Source organism: Kitasatospora sp. NPDC032150 (assembly GCF_055579945.1).
Genome location: NZ_JBVIMH010000021.1, coordinates 65,433 through 82,578, shown reverse-complemented (window position 1 = coordinate 82,578; position 17,146 = coordinate 65,433). Strand labels below are relative to the sequence as shown.

15 protein-coding genes, 1 tRNA gene and 1 pseudogene are annotated in these 17,146 nt (G+C 69.2%); 11 read left to right on the top strand and 6 right to left on the bottom strand.

Annotated features, from left to right (window positions below):
* Nucleotides 1–26 precede the first annotated feature (26 nt).
* Genes ACZ5ON_RS23800 through ACZ5ON_RS23785 form a run of 4 tightly spaced genes read left to right on the top strand, consistent with a single transcriptional unit; the run spans nucleotide 27 to nucleotide 3,494 of the window.
* On the top strand, nucleotides 27–716 hold the full coding sequence (locus tag ACZ5ON_RS23800; protein WP_465596129.1) for a DNA cytosine methyltransferase: 690 nt from the start codon (nucleotides 27–29) through the stop codon (nucleotides 714–716).
* Nucleotides 713–2,140 (top strand): replication initiator protein RepSA, encoded by a 1,428-nt coding sequence (repSA, locus tag ACZ5ON_RS23795; RefSeq protein ID WP_465596126.1) that lies wholly within the window; start codon nucleotides 713–715, stop codon nucleotides 2,138–2,140. The genes ACZ5ON_RS23800 and repSA overlap by 4 nt, the downstream gene beginning before the upstream one ends.
* A complete protein-coding gene (locus ACZ5ON_RS23790) occupies nucleotides 2,128–2,346 on the top strand; it encodes an excisionase family DNA-binding protein (protein WP_465596123.1) in 219 nt (72 codons plus the stop codon). Before repSA ends, ACZ5ON_RS23790 begins: the two co-directional genes overlap by 13 nt.
* Complete coding sequence (locus tag ACZ5ON_RS23785) at nucleotides 2,346–3,494, top strand: tyrosine-type recombinase/integrase (protein ID WP_465596120.1); 1,149 nt, start codon at nucleotides 2,346–2,348, stop codon at nucleotides 3,492–3,494. The genes ACZ5ON_RS23790 and ACZ5ON_RS23785 overlap by 1 nt, the downstream gene beginning before the upstream one ends.
* A gap of 96 nt (nucleotides 3,495–3,590) precedes the next feature.
* On the opposite strand, the gene ACZ5ON_RS23780 is transcribed toward ACZ5ON_RS23785, so the two are convergent.
* A tRNA-Gly gene (locus tag ACZ5ON_RS23780) sits at nucleotides 3,591–3,664 on the bottom strand.
* Nucleotides 3,665–4,050: 386 nt separating this feature from the next.
* On the opposite strand from ACZ5ON_RS23780, the gene ACZ5ON_RS23775 reads away from it, so the two are divergent.
* Both ACZ5ON_RS23775 and dcd read left to right on the top strand, forming a co-directional pair.
* The gene (locus tag ACZ5ON_RS23775; RefSeq protein ID WP_344639217.1) at nucleotides 4,051–4,287 is read left to right on the top strand and encodes a hypothetical protein; all 237 of its coding nucleotides are present in this window, start codon (nucleotides 4,051–4,053) and stop codon (nucleotides 4,285–4,287) included.
* A gap of 93 nt (nucleotides 4,288–4,380) precedes the next feature.
* The gene (gene dcd, locus ACZ5ON_RS23770) at nucleotides 4,381–4,956 is read left to right on the top strand and encodes a dCTP deaminase (RefSeq protein WP_344639216.1); all 576 of its coding nucleotides are present in this window, start codon (nucleotides 4,381–4,383) and stop codon (nucleotides 4,954–4,956) included.
* 54 nt (nucleotides 4,957–5,010) lie between these two features.
* On the opposite strand, the gene ACZ5ON_RS23765 is transcribed toward dcd, so the two are convergent.
* The 4 genes and pseudogenes from ACZ5ON_RS23765 to ACZ5ON_RS23750 all read right to left on the bottom strand — a co-directional run bounded on the left by ACZ5ON_RS23765 (nucleotide 5,011) and on the right by ACZ5ON_RS23750 (nucleotide 11,073).
* Nucleotides 5,011–5,904, bottom strand: a complete 894-nt coding sequence (locus ACZ5ON_RS23765; RefSeq protein ID WP_465596116.1) for an alanyl-tRNA editing protein — start codon at nucleotides 5,902–5,904, stop codon at nucleotides 5,011–5,013.
* 164 nt (nucleotides 5,905–6,068) lie between these two features.
* A complete protein-coding gene (locus ACZ5ON_RS23760) occupies nucleotides 6,069–7,103 on the bottom strand; it encodes a Yip1 family protein (protein WP_465596113.1) in 1,035 nt (344 codons plus the stop codon).
* Nucleotides 7,104–7,478: 375 nt separating this feature from the next.
* Nucleotides 7,479–8,543 (bottom strand): annotated as a pseudogene (gene manB / locus ACZ5ON_RS23755) (mannose-1-phosphate guanylyltransferase); the annotation flags it as partial.
* A 310-nt stretch (nucleotides 8,544–8,853) separates the two neighbouring features.
* Nucleotides 8,854–11,073 (bottom strand): heterodisulfide reductase-related iron-sulfur binding cluster, encoded by a 2,220-nt coding sequence (locus ACZ5ON_RS23750; RefSeq protein WP_465596110.1) that lies wholly within the window; start codon nucleotides 11,071–11,073, stop codon nucleotides 8,854–8,856.
* A gap of 292 nt (nucleotides 11,074–11,365) precedes the next feature.
* Between ACZ5ON_RS23750 and dnaK the strand changes: the two genes are divergently transcribed.
* From dnaK to ACZ5ON_RS23725, 5 genes are all read left to right on the top strand, one after another.
* Complete coding sequence (gene dnaK / locus ACZ5ON_RS23745; protein ID WP_465596108.1) at nucleotides 11,366–13,204, top strand: molecular chaperone DnaK; 1,839 nt, start codon at nucleotides 11,366–11,368, stop codon at nucleotides 13,202–13,204.
* Complete coding sequence (grpE, locus tag ACZ5ON_RS23740; RefSeq protein WP_465596105.1) at nucleotides 13,201–13,809, top strand: nucleotide exchange factor GrpE; 609 nt, start codon at nucleotides 13,201–13,203, stop codon at nucleotides 13,807–13,809. The genes dnaK and grpE overlap by 4 nt, the downstream gene beginning before the upstream one ends.
* 111 nt (nucleotides 13,810–13,920) lie before the next feature.
* A complete protein-coding gene (dnaJ, locus tag ACZ5ON_RS23735) occupies nucleotides 13,921–15,069 on the top strand; it encodes a molecular chaperone DnaJ (protein ID WP_465596102.1) in 1,149 nt (382 codons plus the stop codon).
* Between the two features lie 4 nt (nucleotides 15,070–15,073).
* On the top strand, nucleotides 15,074–15,610 hold the full coding sequence (locus ACZ5ON_RS23730; RefSeq protein WP_465596099.1) for a heat shock protein transcriptional repressor HspR: 537 nt from the start codon (nucleotides 15,074–15,076) through the stop codon (nucleotides 15,608–15,610).
* Between the two features lie 242 nt (nucleotides 15,611–15,852).
* Nucleotides 15,853–16,830, top strand: coding sequence for a helix-turn-helix domain-containing protein (locus tag ACZ5ON_RS23725; RefSeq protein WP_465596096.1), 978 nt, complete (start codon nucleotides 15,853–15,855; stop codon nucleotides 16,828–16,830).
* A 31-nt stretch (nucleotides 16,831–16,861) separates the two neighbouring features.
* Here the strand turns inward: ACZ5ON_RS23725 and ACZ5ON_RS23720 are convergent, their stop codons facing one another.
* Nucleotides 16,862–17,128: a hypothetical protein gene (locus tag ACZ5ON_RS23720; RefSeq protein WP_465596093.1), complete on the bottom strand. Its 267-nt coding sequence runs from the start codon at nucleotides 17,126–17,128 to the stop codon at nucleotides 16,862–16,864.
* Nucleotides 17,129–17,146: the final 18 nt, after the last annotated feature.

Below are 17,146 nucleotides of genomic sequence, written 5' to 3'. Positions count from 1 at the left end.
GGGGCCTCCCCACCGGAGGTGATCCCGTGTTCCAGCTCCCCGCCCGCCCCGCGAACGGTCTTCGCGTCCTCGATCTCTGCTGCTGCGCCGGCGGTGCCGCGATGGGCTACCACCAGGCAGGGTTCGAGGTGGTCGGTGTCGACGTGGACCCCCAACCCAGCTACCCCTTCGAGTTCATCCGAGCCGACGCCGTCAAGTACGCCGCGGCGAATGCCCACCTCTTCGACTTCGTGCACGCCTCGCCGCCCTGCCAGTCCCACTCCGCTCTGACCAAGGGCACCAACAAGGGCCGCAGCTACCCCGACATCCTCGGCCCGCTGCGGGACGTGCTCACCGCCTCGGGGGTCCCCTTCGTCCTGGAGAACGTCCAAGGATCCCCGCTGCGCCGGGACCTGACGCTCTGTGGCGAGATGTTCGGCCTCCGGGTGATCCGCCACCGCTATTTCGAAGTCCACGGCTTCACCGCGACCGCCCCCGCCCACCGACCGCACCGGGGTCGCGTCGCCGGCATGCGCCACGGCCAGTGGTTCGAGGGACCGTACTTCGCGGTCTACGGCGAAGGCGGCGGCAAAGGCACCGTGCCCCAGTGGCAGGACGCCATGGGCATCCACTGGACCGACGTACGCCGCGAGATCGCCGAAGCCATCCCTCCGGCCTACACCACCTACGTGGCCGCCCAGTTCCTCACCTCCACCCGACCGAAGGCAGCCGTGTGAAAGCCACCAGAATCCTCCCGGATGAAGCCGACCGCCTCGTCCTCGCAGACCTCGCCCGCCTGGCCGGCCGTGGAGACCTCCCCAGGCTCACCGAGCAGATCCGCCGAACCGGCGGCTGCGCGAACCCGATCCACCTCAAGGGCTTCCGCACCCTGATGCATGCCCCGACCGGCGCCGTCTGGCACCGCTACTCGACCGAGCACGAGCCCGGTCACCGGCTCAAGGTCGCCTGCGGCAACCGCCGGGCCTCCCGCTGCCCGGCCTGCGCCCGCACCTACTCGGCGGATACCTTCCACCTGATCCGCGCCGGACTCGCCGGCGACGAAACCAAGGGCGTAGCCACCTCGGTCCGCTCGCACCCCCGGGTGTTCGCCACGCTCACCGCACCGAGCTTCGGCGCGGTCCACAACCGCCCTGACAAGGGCTCGTGCCGCTGCGGCACCGCCCATTCTGCCGGTTCCCCGCTGCTGGGCACCCCGTTGGATCCGGAGCGCTACAACTACGCGCACGCCGTGCTCTGGAACAACCACGCCCCCGACCTGTGGCGCCGCTTCACCATCTACCTGTTCCGCACGATGGCCAAGATGGCCGGGCTCTACCAACGGGAGTTCAAGGAACAGGCGAAGATCTCGTTCGGCAAGGTGGCGGAATACCAGCGCCGCGGCGCGGTGCACTTCCACGCCGTGATCCGCATCGACGGTCCCGAGGGTACCGACACCCCGCCTCCGGCCTGGGCAACCGTGGCCCTGCTGGACGCCTCGATCCGGGCCGCCGCTCGCCGTGCCGGCGTCCCGGTCGCGGCTGCCGGTGACCTCCCGGCCCGGGTGCTGCGCTGGGGTGAGCAGGTCGACGTACGCCCGATCGGCGCCTTCGGTTCCGGCGAGATCTCCGAACAGGCCGTCGCCTCCTACGTGGCCAAATACGCCACCAAAAGCGCCGAGACCACCGAAACCGTGGACCGTCGCATCCTCGAACGCCACGAACTCGACCGGCACGACTTGCCCGAGCACACCCGCCGCCTGATCGAGACCTGTTGGGACCTCGACCCCCTCTACCCGGACCGGCTGCTCGCGCACTGGTCCCACATGCTCGGCTTCCGGGGCCATTTCTCCAGCAAGTCCCCTAGCTACTCGACCACCCTCGGTGCTCTGCGTCAGGTCCGGGCCGACTTCCGCGCCGAACAGGCACGCCGGGACCTGCGTGACCGCCTGCTGTCCGCCGGCCTGCCGGACCTGGACGACCTGCCCGAGGCAGAGACCTTGGTCGTCGCTCACTGGAGCTTCGCCGGGGCAGGCCACTCCCCCGGTGAGTCGATGCTCGCCGCGTCCATCGCCCGCGAGCTGCACGAGAACCGCATCACCGCCCGAGAGGAGCTGACCGCGTTGATCGCGCGAGAAGAGGAGGCACTGGGATGGATCGTCTGATGACGGTCAAGGAGGTGGCCGAACACCTCGGCACCTGGGAAACCAGCGGGGAACGCTTCCCCCGCCGCCTGGTCGCCGAACGGCGTATCGCGTTCGTCAAGGTCGGCCGCCACGTGCGCATCTCGGCTGATGCCCTGGCCGCGTACATCGAGGCCAACACCGTGCAGCCCATCACTCGGCGGCGCCGTCTGCGGGCGGTGGCCTGATGCCTCCGAAGCGCAAGAAGCGGCGCCAGTTCGGCCGAATCCGCAAGCTCCCGTCCGGCCGCTACCAGGCCCGCTACCCCGACCCGAACGGCGTCCTTCGGCCAGCGCCGGAGACGTTTGCGACCGTTGCGGACGCCGATGACTGGCTGGCCGAGATGCAGACCACGATCCGCCAGAAGAACTGGCGCGACCCGGAAGCCGGGGCGGTCAACTTCAAGGAGTACGCCGAGGCTTGGATCAAGGAGCGTGACCTTGAGCCGCTTACGGTGGAGCTGTACGAGAGGCTCCTCCGGCTTCATCTCGCACCGACGTTCGGGGAGTTGAACCTCGATGAGATCACAGCTCCCCGGGTCCGCGCCTGGCGGGCAGAGATGATCGCCACCGGCAAGCGCACGACCACCGCCAAGGCGTACCGGCTGCTCAAGGCGATCTTCGCCACGACCGTGGATGACGAGCTGGTAGTCCGGAACCCCTGCCGGATCAAGGGTGCAGGAAAGGAATCGGCTCCGGAACGCGAGATCGCCACGATTGAGCAGGTGTATGAGCTGGCCGAACTGGTCGGTGCTCGGTGGCGCGCGATGGTGCTCCTCGCCGCTTTCACCACGCTCAGGCCCGAGGAACTCGCCGAGCTGCGACGCTCGGACGTGGATCTCGTCGCCGGTACGGTCCGGGTCCGCAAGGCAGCGCCAGAGCTGAACACCGGCCGGCGCGTCGTGGGTGATCCCAAGACCGAGGCGGGCAAGCGCAAGGTCACCATCCCCGCCGCCGCGCTCCCGGACGTGCGGATGCACCTGGAGCTGTTCGCCGAAAAGGGAGACGACGGCCTGCTGTTCGTCGGCGAGAAGGGTGCGCCGTTCCGTCGCAGCTCCTTCGGCCGGATCTGGCGCAAGGCCCGCGCCAAGGTGACCGGCCTGCCGAAGAACTTCACGTTCTACGACCTGCGCCACACCGGCAACACCCTGGCGGCCAGCACCGGCGCAAGCCTGAAGGACCTCATGGCCCGCATGGGGCACGCGTCCGTCCGGGCCGCATTGATCTACCAGCACGCCACCAGCGAGCAGGACAAGAAGATCGCCAACGCGATGGATGCAGAGATCAACCGGAAGCTGGGCAAGTGCACGGCGGATCTGGACGAGACCGCCGCCTGATCCAAAGGGCACGCCGGGGGCACGGAGCACACAACAGAATCGAAAACGCGAAAGGCCCAGATCCGGGATCATGTCCCTGACCTGGGCCTTTACCATTGGAGCGGGCGACGAGAATCGAACTCGCGCTCTAAGCTTGGGAAGCTCATGTTCTACCATTAAACTACGCCCGCCTGACGAGCCGTCAGTGACCGCTCGACTGCTTCACACTCTACCCCATCCGAGGGGGTACTCGGGCCTGGCGTGAACGCGGCGTCGGGTCGATGCGCGCGAGTGGGGTGAGGCGTACTGTGTGGGCCGCCCCGCTGGGATGGGCGGGGCGGCGAGCCGCTGCGCGGAATGTCCGGAACATCCCCTAATGTGTCGCTGTCCTGGGCGAGGGGCCCGTGTGGACACCGGCCACGGGTACGGCAGTTCCGCAGGAACGGGCGTTCCATGAGGACGACCGATCCGCCGGGACGGCTGTCTCCTGGGGGATGGCAGCTTCGCAGGACCACGGTTCCGCAGGGGGCCGCGGCCGTGGGGTGCTGCCGCCGCAGTGGCGCGAGTACGGGGAAGAATGGGAAGGGGATCGATGGAGCAGCGCACCGTCGTTCGTTGTGCCGAGGGGCACCTGTTCAGCACCAGCACGTTCCCGATGCAGCAGCTCGGCCCCGGCCGACTCGGTCCCGGCCGACTGATCCGCTGTCCGCGGTGCGGACGGCTGCGCAGTTCGGTTCCGGCCGATGTGAGCGAGCTGTCGGCGCCGCAACTGGCGCGTGCGATGCGGCTGGAGGCGGCTCAGTTCCTGGCCTGAGTGGCGGGGAACCGGGCTGCCACAGGGCAGGACGGACGACGTGGGCCCCGGCCGGATTCGGCCGGGGCCCACGTGTGCACGTACTCTCGAAGCGTGCTGCTCTCTGACAAGGACATCCGTACCGAGATCGACAAGGGTCGGGTCGTGATCGACCCGTTCGACCCTGCGATGGTCCAGCCCTCCAGCATCGACGTCCGGCTGGACCGTTTCTTCCGGGTGTTCGAGAACCACCGCTACCCGCACATCGACCCCTCCGAGGAGCAGCCGGACCTGACGCGGCTGGTCGAGCCGGAGGGCGATGACGCGTTCATCCTGCACCCGGGCGAGTTCGTGCTGGCCTCGACGTACGAAGTGATCACGCTGCCGGACGACGTGGCCTCCCGACTGGAGGGCAAGTCCAGCCTCGGCCGACTCGGGCTGCTGACGCACTCCACCGCGGGCTTCATCGACCCGGGCTTCAGCGGGCACGTCACGCTGGAGCTGTCGAACGTGGCCACCCTGCCGATCAAGCTCTACCCGGGCATGAAGATCGGCCAGCTCTGCCTGTTCCGGCTCTCCTCGCCGTCCGAGCACCCGTACGGCTCCGAGCGGTACGGCTCGCGCTACCAGGGCCAGCGCGGCCCGACGCCGTCGCGCTCGCACGTGAACTTCCACCGCACCCAGGTGTGACGTCAGACGACAGAGGGGGCGTACGGACAGATCCGTACGCCCCCTCCGCCGTGCTCAGGCCCGCTTCGGGCGGGTGACCGCGACCAGCTCGCTGCCGTCCTCGGAGAGCAGCAGTTCGGTGCGCAGCTCGGCCAGTTCGCCGAGGTGGTGCAGGTGGGTGCCGCCGCAGAAGATCTCGGCGGGGCCGGCCGGGAGTTCGCAGTGCCAGCGACGGCGGGCGGTCAGCTCGGGGCCCGGCACCTCGATGCGGACCGCCGCGTCTGCCGCGACCCAGGCGGCGAGCTGGGCGTTGACGGCCTCGGTGAGCTCGGGGAGGGCGTCCGCCAGCGCGGGGTACTCCTCGGTGGCCTCCGTGGTGAAGCCCTTCTTGCGCAGGGACTTGCCGAGCCGGTAGGTGTCGGTGCTTGCCTCGGTGTCCATCACCGAGGAGGCCATGGCGAGGCTGTCGAAGTCGGGGTTGCCGAAGGCGTCGGCGCGGCCCGGGTCCTTGCGCCAGCGCGGGGCGAGGGCGGCGTTCAGGGCCAGGGCGAGCAGGTGGCAGCCGCTGTGCGCGGCGGAGAGCAGGGCCCGGCGGTCCGCGTCCACGCGCAGCTCGGCGAGCTGCCCGACCGCGTCGGTCGGCTCCGTCTCGACCACGTGCAGCACCAGCCAGGACCACTCCTCGTCGCCCCGTCGCACCGGGATCCCGGCGCCCACCAGCAGCTCGCCGCCCTCGGGGCCGACGGCGCCGGTCACGCAGTCCACCACGGGGTAGTCGACGCCGCCGACGGTGAGCTCGCCGAGGTCGGCGGGCTGGTCGGGCCAGGTGTGGTCGAGCGGGTGGAACGGGGTCGCCTCGGTGACCACGGCGTACCGGCCGTCGGCCAGCGCGTGCACGGCGAGCACGGTCGACTCGCCGCTCACCTCCCCGGCCGGGAAGCTGACGTGGGTGGTGGGGAGGAGGGTCATTCGTTGGCTCCGTGCACGGGAAGAGGGTGGAGAGGCACCGTCGAAGGAAGCGGGGCAGCCCCCACCCTAGCTCCGCCGTACCCGCACCGACCCGGCTCGGCTCGGCATCCACGACACCGGCCTCGGCGCTGCGACCACCGCCCGCCGGCCCCGGCGCTCCCGGCTCAGCCCAGCGTCGGCAGTTTGATCAGTACCAGCAGTGCCACCAGCTGCAGCGCCGCCGCGCCCGCCGCCTTGCCCCAGGGCAGGTCGTGCAGTCGGCGCACCATGCTGGTCAGCAGGAAGGCGCAGAACAACCAGGTCCCCCAGCCGAGCACCTGCACCACGACGTTGCTCGCGGGCAGGAAGAGGGCGAACAGCAGCCGCGGTGCGTCCGTGGTCCAGCCGATCAGTACGGCCAGGCCGATCGTCGACTGCCAGGGCCCGTCCCCGCCGAGCTGCCTCGCCAGCGCGTACGTCACCGCACCGAGCATCCCGCCGGCCAGGGTGAAGCCGACCGCCGCCGCGACGATCGCCCAGAGCGCCACCGAGAAGGTGGAGTTGACCACGTCGTTGTGGGTGGCGCCGATGCCGAGCACGGCGAGCACGCCGTAGATCAGCGAGACGGACAGTGCGGGCAGCCACACCTGGTGGTCCCGCATCCGGTCGAAGGTCCTGACCGGCTCCCGGTACATGCCCACCAGCAGTTGCTTCCAGGGCAGCCGCGGCCCGCCGACGTGCGGCGAGGACTGGCCGCCGGCCCGGTAGACCGCGACGTTGTCCTGGCCGGGGTAGCCCTGCGGCTCGTCGTAACCCGGGCCGTAGCCCTGCGGCTGCCCCTGGTACTGCCCCTGGTCCGGGTAGCCCTGCTGTCCGAACTGCTGCCCGTAAGGCTCGTACGACTGCTGGTTCGGCGGCTCACCGTACGGGTAAGGCTGCTCGCCGATGGCGAAGGCCCGGGTGTGACCGGGTTCGTCCGCCGATGGTCCTCCCGGCTGCGCCGCCGGCCCGCCCCCGTGCGCCCCCGCCCCGCCCGGATACACCTCGTGCGGCGCGGTGAAGAACTCGGGCTGACCGGACGCGTACGGCGGCTCGTCCTGCTGCCCGCGCCCGTACTGCCCGGCCTGCGTGCGCGCACCCGAAGGCCCACCGGGCGCCGCCGGCCAGCCCAGCCGGGGGTCTGCGGCGCCCTGTCCGTTGTCGTATCCATTGCCAGCCACACATCGACGGTACCCGGTGGCACTGACTGGGTGTCGGTTGATCAACAGGTCGGGGAGGGATTGCAGCATCGCTGTGACACGCCGGTGCATGCGGCGGATCCTTACGCCCGATCCGTCCGCTTCTGTACGCCCGGCGCACCCTATGCACCCGGCTCCGCGAACGCCCGGTGCCGCACGCCCGGCGCGTCCGGATCCGCACACCCGCCGCGCGCTCACACGCTCACGCGCCCCGCGCACCCGTTGCGCACGCCCGAGCACCCGGGCGCTCACGCTTCCGCCCGCCCGGAGCGGCTAACGCTGCGCGCCGACCGCCGGTGCGTGCACCACGGCCGCCGAGGTCTCGCCGGCCGGGCAGCCGCCGGGGCCCGCGGTGGTACGGACCGCGCCGACCGGCAGCAGGGTGCCGCAGGCGATCCGGATGCCGTTCGGCAGCTCGTTGTCGGCCTCGACGATCGCGCCGTCGCCGATCACGGCCCCGTCGAGCGAGGTGCGGGCCCCGATCGTGGCGTAGGCGCCGACGATGGAGTCCTTGACGAAGGCGTCCGCGCTGATCACCGCGCCTGGCAGGATCACGCTGCCTTCGACGATCGCGCCGGGCTCGACCACCGCGCCGTCGGAGACCACCGTGCCGCAGCTGAGCACCGCGCCCGGCTGGACGTCGGCGTCGGGCAGCAGCAGGGCCTCACCGGTCGGTCCCGGCACCGCCGGGGAGTCGACCTTGCCGAGCACCAAGTCGGCCGAACCGCGGACGAAGGCGGCCGGGGTGCCCAGGTCGAGCCAGTACGAGGTGTCGACCACGCCGCGAAGCAGGGCGCCGCTGTTCAGCAGCTCGGGGAAGGTCTCGCGCTCGACGGAGACCTCGCGGCCGGTGGGGATCCGGTCGATCACCGATCGGGTGAAGACGTAGCACCCGGCGTTGATCTGGTCGGTGACGATCTGCTCGGGGGTCTCGGGCTTCTCCAGGAACTCCAGCACCCGCCCGTTCCCGTCGGTGGGCACCAGGCCGAAGGCACGCGGGTCCTCGACCCGGGTGAGGTGCAGGGTGACGTCGGCGCCGGTGGCGACGTGGCCGTCGCGCAGCGCGGCGATGTCCACGCCGGAGAGGATGTCGCCGTTGAAGACGAGCACCGGCTCGTCGGGGCCGCAGGTGAGGCCGGAGGCGGCGTTGCGGATCGCACCGCCGGTTCCGAGCGGCTCCTTCTCGGTGAGGTAGACCAGCTCGATGCCGTAGGGGCTGCCGTCCTTGAAGTGGTCGACGAAGACCTCGGCGAGGTACGAGGTGGCCAGCACGACGCGGGTCACCCCGGCCGCGGCGGCGCGGGCCAGCTGGTGCGCGATGAAGGGCACTCCGGCGACGGGGAGCATCGGCTTGGGAGTGTGGGTGGTCAGCGGGCGCAGTCGTGTGCCCTTTCCACCGACCAGCATGATCGCTTCGGTCATGGTCCGCGCTTCTCCCCTTGTTCCGGTGTGATGGCCGTTCCGGTACGGCGGCCCGGCCGGTCTGCTGGCTGGTGCCGTCGTTCGGAAGCCCGATGCGGGCCCGTAGGCGCCTACTGTATTTCCTTCCAAAGCAGGCACGTTCCAACGGCTGCTTGATCTTTATCACTGAATCATTGAAGAACCCCACGGACGATCGACCGGCTGCTTAAACGAACATTAACGGTCGACAAAGATCAAGAAGGCCGGAATGAGTTCGGCCCCCATCCCCGGGCAGGGGACGGGGGCCGAACATCGACGGCCACGCCGCAGGTCAGACCTCGACCGGTGCCGGATCCGGCACCGGCTGGGCCTTCACCGAGTCGAGCAGCAGCTGGGCCACATCGACCACCTTCAGGTGTTCCTTCGCGGCACCCTCGTTCTTCTTGCCGTTGACCGAGTCGGAGAGCATCACCAGGCAGAACGGGCAGGCGGTGGAGACGATGTCCGGGTTGAGCGACAACGCCTCGTCCACGCGCTCGGTGTTGATGCGCTTGCCGATCCGCTCCTCCATCCACATCCGGGCACCACCGGCGCCGCAGCAGAAACCGCGCTCCTTGTGGCGGTGCATCTCCTGCTGGCGCAGACCCGGGACCTTGTCCATGATCTCGCGCGGCGGGCTGTAGACCTTGTTGTGGCGGCCCAGGTAGCAGGGGTCGTGGTAGGTGATCAGGCCCTCGACCGGGTTGACCGGGATGAGCTTGCCCTCGTCGATCAGGTGCTGCAGCAGCTGGGTGTGGTGGATGACCTCGAAGTGGCCGCCCAGCTGCGGGTACTCGTTGGCGATGGTGTTGAAGCAGTGCGGGCAGGTGGCGACGATCCGCTTGACCGGAGCGTCCTCCAGCGCCGCGTTCAGCGTCTCGACGTTCTGCGCACCGAGCATCTGGAACAGGAACTCGTTGCCCAGACGGCGGGCGGAGTCACCGGTGCAGGACTCCTCCTTGCCGAGGATCGCGAACTTGACGCCCGCGGTGTGCAGCAGCTCCGCGAAGGCCTTGGTGGTCCTCTTCGCCCGGTCCTCCAGGGCGCCGGCGCAGCCGACCCAGTACAGGTACTCGACCTCGGCGGGCTCGATGTCCTCGCCGATGATCGGCACCTCGATGCCGGTCTCCTTCTTGAGTTCCTTGACCCAGTCCAGGCGGGCCTTGGTGGCCATGCCCCACGGGTTGCCCTTGTTCTCCAGGTTCTTGAGCATCGTCCCGGCCTCGGTCGGGAACGAGGACTCGATCATCACCTGGTAGCGGCGCATGTCGACGATGTGGTCGATGTGCTCGATGTCGACCGGGCACTGCTCGACGCAGGCACCGCAGGTGGTGCAGGACCACAGCACGTCCGGGTCGATGACGCCGCTCTCCTCGGCGGTGCCGATCAGCGGGCGCTCGGCCTCGGCCAGCGCGGCGGCCGGCACATCGGCCAGCTGCTCGGCGGTCGCCTTCTCCTCGCCCTCCATGTCCTTGCCGCCGCCGGCCAGCAGGTAGGGCGCCTTGGCGAAGGCGTGGTCGCGCAGCGACATGATCAGCAGCTTGGGCGACAGCGGCTTGCCCGTGTTCCAGGCCGGGCACTGCGACTGGCAACGCCCGCACTCGGTGCAGGTCGAGAAGTCGAGGATGCCCTTCCACGAGAAGTGCTCGACCTGGGAGACGCCGAAGACCGCGTCCTCGGCCGGGTCCTCGAAGTCGATCGGCTGGCCGCCGCTGGTCATCGGCTGCAGCGCGCCGAGCGCCACCGCGCCGTCGGCGTTCCGCTTGAACCAGATGTTCGGGAAGCCCAGGAAGCGGTGCCAGGCGACACCCATGTCGGTGTTCAGCGAGACCGTGATCATCCAGATGAAGGAGACCGAGATCTTGATCGTCGCAGTCAGCCAGAGCAGGTTGTGCAGGGTGCCGATGCTCAGCCCGGAGAACGCCTTCACCAGCGGGTACGAGACCACGTACGCGGCCGAGTAGTGGTCGACCCCGGCCTGCGCACCCTCCAGGCCGCGCAGGGTCAGGATCGCCGCACCGATGATCAGGATGACCGCTTCGATGAAGTAGGCGAAGCCCATGTTGGACCCCGCGAAGCGGGACTTGCGGCCCGCCTTGTTCGGCAGGCTCAGCTGGCGGATCACGGTCAGCACCGCGATGCCGAGGAAGGTCACCAGGCCGAGCAGCTCCTGGAACACCAGGTACGGCGTCCAGTCACCGACGACCGGGACCTCGAAGTCCGGGTCGAAGAGCTGACCGAACGCGCCGACCAGGGTGAGGATCAGCGCGTAGAAGCCGACGGCGACGCACCAGTGGGCGACACCGACGATGCCCCACTTGTTCATCCGGCTGTGCCCGAGGAACTCCCGGATCAGGGTCACCGTCCGGGCGGCCGGGTCGTTGATCCTCGATCCGGCCGGGACGGGCTGGCCGAGCCGGACGAACCGGTAGATCTGCGCGATGGCACGAGCGAACAGCGCCACGCCGACCACGGTCGTGCCCAGTGAGATGAGGATCGCTGCTAGCTGCATCCGGCTTCTCCGTACTCCAGTGGCGGTGAAGGTATAGGTCGGTCAAGTGTACTCGTGGGTAACTTAACCACCCACCGGCCGGACCTTATCGCCCATTAGCACTGATCCAGAAGGTGCTCAAGGTATGGCGGCAGTCACGTAAGGCCATACTCACTCATTCGGGCGAAAACGGAAGAGGCGGACGCCCGCCGCAGCAAACTTGAGCCGACTCGACTCATGGCTGTTGACTCGTTCGTGCCCCTCGTGCATGCTTGAGCCCGTAAAGCTCAACTTCTCGTCGGAGGTATCCACGATGGCACGTGCGGTCGGCATCGACCTCGGTACGACTAACTCGGTCGTCAGCGTTCTGGAGGGCGGCGAGCCCACCGTCATCACGAACGCCGAGGGCGCCCGGACCACGCCGTCCGTCGTCGCCTTCGCTAAGAACGGCGAAGTCCTGGTCGGCGAGGTCGCCAAGCGTCAGGCGGTCACCAACGTCGACCGCACCATCCGGTCGGTCAAGCGCCACATGGGCACCGACTGGAAGATCAACCTGGACGGCAAGGACTTCAACCCCCAGCAGATCTCCGCCTTCATCCTGCAGAAGCTGAAGCGCGACGCCGAGGCCTACCTGGGCGAGACCGTCACGGACGCGGTCATCACCGTCCCGGCGTACTTCAACGACTCCGAGCGCCAGGCCACCAAGGAGGCCGGTGAGATCGCGGGTCTGAACGTCCTGCGCATCGTCAACGAGCCGACCGCCGCCGCCCTGGCCTACGGCCTGGACAAGGACGACCAGACCATCCTGGTCTTCGACCTCGGTGGTGGCACCTTCGACGTCTCCCTGCTGGAGATCGGCGACGGCGTCGTCGAGGTGAAGGCCACCAACGGTGACAACCACCTCGGTGGTGACGACTGGGACCAGCGGGTCGTCGACCACCTGGTGAAGGTCTTCCAGGCCGGCCACGGAGTCGACCTGTCGAAGGACAAGATGGCCCTGCAGCGTCTGCGCGAGGCCGCCGAGAAGGCCAAGATCGAGCTGTCCTCGTCCTCCGAGACCTCGATCAACCTGCCCTACATCACCGCCTCGGCCGAGGGCCCGCTGCACCTGGACGAGAAGCTCACCCGGGCCCAGTTCCAGCAGCTGACCGCGGACCTGCTGGAGCGCTGCAAGGTTCCGTTCCACAACGTCATCAAGGACGCCGGCATCCAGCTGTCCGAGATCGACCACGTGGTCCTGGTCGGTGGCTCGACCCGTATGCCCGCCGTCTCCGAGCTGGTCAAGGAGCTGACCGGCGGCAAGGAGGCCAACAAGGGCGTCAACCCGGACGAGGTCGTCGCCATCGGCGCCTCGCTGCAGGCCGGTGTCCTCAAGGGCGAGGTCAAGGACGTCCTGCTGCTGGACGTCACCCCGCTGTCCCTCGGCATCGAGACCAAGGGCGGCATCATGACCAAGCTGATCGAGCGCAACACCACGATCCCGACCAAGCGCTCGGAGATCTTCACCACGGCCGAGGACAACCAGCCGTCCGTGCAGATCCAGGTCTACCAGGGCGAGCGCGAGATCGCGGCCTACAACAAGAAGCTCGGCATGTTCGAGCTGACCGGCCTGCCGCCGGCCCCGCGCGGCCTGCCGCAGATCGAGGTCACCTTCGACATCGACGCCAACGGCATCATGCACGTGGCCGCGAAGGACCTCGGCACCGGCAAGGAGCAGAAGATGACCGTCACCGGCGGCTCCTCGCTGCCGAAGGACGAGGTCGACCGGATGCGCCGCGAGGCCGAGCAGTACGCGGAGGAGGACACCAAGCGCCGCGAGGCCGTCGAGACCCGCAACCAGGGCGAGCAGCTCGTCTACTCGACCGAGAAGTTCATCGCCGACAACGCCGACAAGCTCCCGGCCGAGGTCAAGACCGAGGTCGAGACCGCGATCGCCGAGCTGAAGGAGAAGCTCAAGGGCGAGGACATCGCGGCGATCCGCGAGGCCACCGAGAAGGTCTCCACCACCGCGCAGAAGCTGGGCCAGGCCCTCTACGCGCAGAACGAGGCCGCCGGCGCCCCGGCCGGTGACGCCGCCGCCGGTGCCGCCCACGACGACGTCGTCGACGCCGAGATCGTCGACGAGGACAAGCCCAAGGGTGGTGCGGCATGACGGAGAAGCGCCAGGGCGGCAAGCCCGGCGACGACTCCGCCGCCGAGGAGGCCGTCCTCAAGGCCGCCGAGGAGGCCGTCGCGGACGCCTCCACCGACGAGCTCGCCGCTGCCAAGCGCGAGGCCACCGAGCGGACGGCCGACCTGCAGCGCCTCCAGGCCGAGTACCAGAACTACCGCAAGCGGGTCGAGCGCGACCGGCTGACGGTTCGCGAGATCGCGGTCTCCAACATCCTGGAGACCCTGATCCCGGTGCTGGACGACATCGGCCGGGCCCGCGAGCACGGCGAGGTGACGGGTGGCTTCAAGTCCGTCGCCGAGTCGCTGGAGATGGTCGTCGCCAAGCTGGGCCTGCAGCAGTTCGGCAAGGAGGGCGAGCCCTTCGACCCGACCATGCACGAGGCGCTGATGCACAGCTACTCCTCGGACGTCACCGAGGACACCTGCGTGCAGATCCTCCAGCCCGGCTACCGCATCGGCGAGCGGATCATCCGCCCGGCGATGGTCGCGGTGGCCGAGCCCCAGCCGGGGAGCCAGAGCACGTCCGCCCCGGAGGCCTCCGACAAGCCGGAGTCCGACAAGGGTGACGGTGCGGCCGAAAGCTGACACTCTGTGCGCTGCGGAGTCGTACGTCGTCCATCGTTGCGACGGACGGCTCCGCAGCGCCGTATCCGCGAGCATTGACCGTTATTTCTGGCCTGGGAGGTGGCGGCAGCCATGAGCACCAAGGACTACGTGGAGAAGGACTACTACAAGGTCCTCGGTGTGCCCAAGGACGCCACCGCCGCCGAGATCAAGAAGACGTACCGCAAGCTGGCCCGGGAGTTCCACCCCGACGCCAACAAGGGTGACGCCAAGGCCGAGGAGCGTTTCAAGGACATCTCCGAGGCGTACGACGTCCTCTCGGACGAGAAGCGCCGCAAGGAGTACGACGAGGCCAGGTCGCTGTTCGGCGCGGGCGGCTTCCGCGGTGGTGGGGCCGGCGGCGGCAGCTACAACTTCGACTTCGGCGACCTGTTCAGCGGCTCGCAGGGCGGCGGCGGGGGCATCGGCGACGTCTTCGGCGGGCTGTTCGGGGGCCGCGGCGGCCGGCAGGCCCAGCCGCGCCGGGGCGCCGACGTCGAGACCGAGGTGACGCTGAGCTTCGAGGAGGCCGTGGACGGCGCCACCGTCCCGCTCCGGATGACCAGCCAGGCCCCGTGCCGCAGCTGTTCCGGCACCGGTGCCAAGGCCGGCACCACGCCCAGGGTCTGCCCGACCTGTGTGGGCGCGGGCACCGTCAGCCGGGGCCAGGGCGCCTTCGCGCTCTCCGACCCCTGCCGGGACTGCAAGGGCCGCGGCATGCTGGTCGACGACCCGTGCACCGTCTGCCACGGCAGCGGCCGCGCCAGCTCCGCCCGAACCATGCAGGTCCGCATCCCCGCCGGGGTGCAGGACGCCCAGCGCATCCGGCTCAAGGGCAAGGGTGCCCAGGGCGAGCGCGGTGGCCAGCCCGGCGACCTCTATGTCACGGTCCACGTGGACTCGCACCCGGTCTTCGGCCGCAAGGGCGACAACCTCACCGTGACGGTCCCGGTCAGCTTCCCCGAGGCCGCGCTCGGCGGCACCATCGAGGTGCCGACGCTGAACGGCCCCGCCGTGAAGCTCAAGCTGCCGCCCGGCAGCGCCAACGGCCTCACCATGCGGGCCCGTGGCAAGGGTGCCACCCGCAAGGACGGCACCCGCGGCGACCTGCTGGTCACCGTGGAGGTCGTGGTCCCCAAGAACGTCACCGGCGACGCACTGAGCGCACTGGAGCACTATCGCGAGGCCACCGCCTCGGACGACCCGCGTGCCGCCCTCTTCAAGGCGGCGGAGGGAGCGTGACCAGATGAACCAGGACCAGACCGGCTCCGGCAACCCGATCGGCCCGGGCCTCGGGGAGGGGCTCCCGGGCGGTCCCCGCCCGGGCCGGGCCTCCTCGTCCCGTGCCAACCCCGCGGGTAGGACCAACTACGTGCTGACCGAGGACACCCCGGTCTACGTCATCTCGGTGGCCGCCGAGCTGTCCGGCCTGCACCCGCAGACCCTGCGTCAGTACGACCGCCTCGGCCTGGTCTGCCCCGACCGGACGGCGGGCCGCGGCCGGCGCTACTCCGCCCGCGACATCCAGCAGCTGCGCGAGGTCCAGCGCCTGTCCCAGGACGAGGGCATCAACCTGGCCGGCATCAAGCGCATCATCGAGCTGGAGAACCACGTCACCGCCCTCCAGTCCCGCATCGCCGAACTGGTCGGCTCCCTGGAGGACGCCGCCGCCACCCTCCAGCAGCGCGAGGCCGCCGTCCACGCCTCGTACCGCCGGGACCTCGTTCCGTACCAGCAGGTCCAGCAGTCGAGCGCTCTGGTGGTGTGGCGGCCGAAGCGGTAGAGATCGGCTCCTCCGCGAGCTGTTGGCGCCGCCTGCTGACGGGGTGCCAACAGCTCGCGCTCATGCGTAGAGTGCTCCCTGATAAGTCGGCTGCAACGGTCTGTCACAGGACCTGGTTCCCGGGACCTGGTTCCGGTCTGAGAACCCAACACGCGGTCGGCCTCGCCGGACGGAGCCAGAGGGATGGGAGGCCAGCAATGAGGGACCCAGGCATAGCCCAGTCCCAGGCTGATCCCCATGACGTGATTTCCCGATCCGCGAGATCCCTCTACCTTCGAGTAGTCGCTGAAGGAGGCCGGCTGAATGCGGCTGCAGAAGCCGATCCCGAGGCGAAAGCCGAGCTTCTGGAACTCGGGCTCCTGACTCCGGACAACGAAGATCCGACCGCGCTGATCGCCGCGGATCCCTCCCACATAGCAAGCCGTTTGGGCACGTACTGGCAGGAGCAGGCCCATTCGTTCCTGTCCCGGGCGGTCGCACTCCCCTCGGCCCTGCAAGAACTCACCCAGGCATACGGAGCGAGCAGCCCACCCACTGAGCAGGGCGGGCCGGTCGAATACGTCCACGGACTCGCCGAGATCAACCAGCGTCTGGAGATCCTCGTCGAGGGCGCCGCCAAAGAAGTACTGACGGCGCAGCCCGGCGGAAGTCGCCCTCAGGATCTGATCCGCAGGATCGGTGACCGCGACGTCATGCTGGTGCGCCGAGGAGTTTCCCGTCGGACGATCTATCAGCCCAGCGCACGTTACTCGGCACCGACCCGCCAATATGCCGAGCGCATGACCGATCAGGGTGCCGAGGTCAGGACCCTCGCCGAGCCGTTCACCCGGCTGATCATCGTCGACCGCGAGGTCGCCGTCATCCCGGTCCAGGGGGACTACGAACGCGCCGCGTTCGTCCACGATGCCGCAGTGGTGGCGCACCTGACAGCCACCTTCGAAGGTCTCTGGGACCGCGCAATTCCGTTTCCCGGCGCCACAGAGGTACCCCAGGAAGTGATCTCGAGGCTTCGCGCGGAAATCCTGCGGATGATGATCCAAGGCGTGGGCCACCGAGTCATCGCCAGAAGCCTCGGCATCAGCGAACGCACGCTGGCGCGGCACATAGCGGACATCCGCGAGGAGTACGAAGCGGAGACCTTGTTCCAACTGGGCTGGCGGATGGCCATGAGCTCACCACACCTGTTCAGCGCGAACGACGACCTCCTCCCGGAGGCATGACCGGCCGTTCGCCACCTTCAAGCGACGTCGGTCAGTTCCAGCCCCAGTCCTGGTCGACGGCAACCGCCTGCCCCCCGGCCACCGTTCGCGCGGAAGTCGGGTCAGCGACCACAACCGCGCGGTTCCAGCCCCAGTCGGCGAGGTACGCACTCTGCGGTACCGCGGTGCGGTCCTGAACGGAGGTAGTCGCAGGCGCTGCCTTGTTCCATCCCCAGTCGCTGGGGAGGGCCGACGGCACGGCGAGCAGCAGAGCGGTGATCGCTAGTCCATTGATCACGAACCGGGAAACGCGTCGCACGTCGCCACTCCTTGTCAT

Coding starts and splice junctions, on each gene's coding strand:
- ACZ5ON_RS23750 (WP_465596110.1), bottom strand. CDS start 11,073: ATGCAGCTAGCAGCGATCCTCATCTCACTGGGCACGACCGTGGTCGGC.
- ACZ5ON_RS23790 (WP_465596123.1), top strand. CDS start 2,128: ATGGATCGTCTGATGACGGTCAAGGAGGTGGCCGAACACCTCGGCACC.
- dnaK (WP_465596108.1), top strand. CDS start 11,366: ATGGCACGTGCGGTCGGCATCGACCTCGGTACGACTAACTCGGTCGTC.
- ACZ5ON_RS23775 (WP_344639217.1), top strand. CDS start 4,051: ATGGGAAGGGGATCGATGGAGCAGCGCACCGTCGTTCGTTGTGCCGAG.
- ACZ5ON_RS23785 (WP_465596120.1), top strand. CDS start 2,346: ATGCCTCCGAAGCGCAAGAAGCGGCGCCAGTTCGGCCGAATCCGCAAG.
- ACZ5ON_RS23730 (WP_465596099.1), top strand. CDS start 15,074: ATGAACCAGGACCAGACCGGCTCCGGCAACCCGATCGGCCCGGGCCTC.
- dnaJ (WP_465596102.1), top strand. CDS start 13,921: ATGAGCACCAAGGACTACGTGGAGAAGGACTACTACAAGGTCCTCGGT.
- grpE (WP_465596105.1), top strand. CDS start 13,201: ATGACGGAGAAGCGCCAGGGCGGCAAGCCCGGCGACGACTCCGCCGCC.
- ACZ5ON_RS23765 (WP_465596116.1), bottom strand. CDS start 5,904: ATGACCCTCCTCCCCACCACCCACGTCAGCTTCCCGGCCGGGGAGGTG.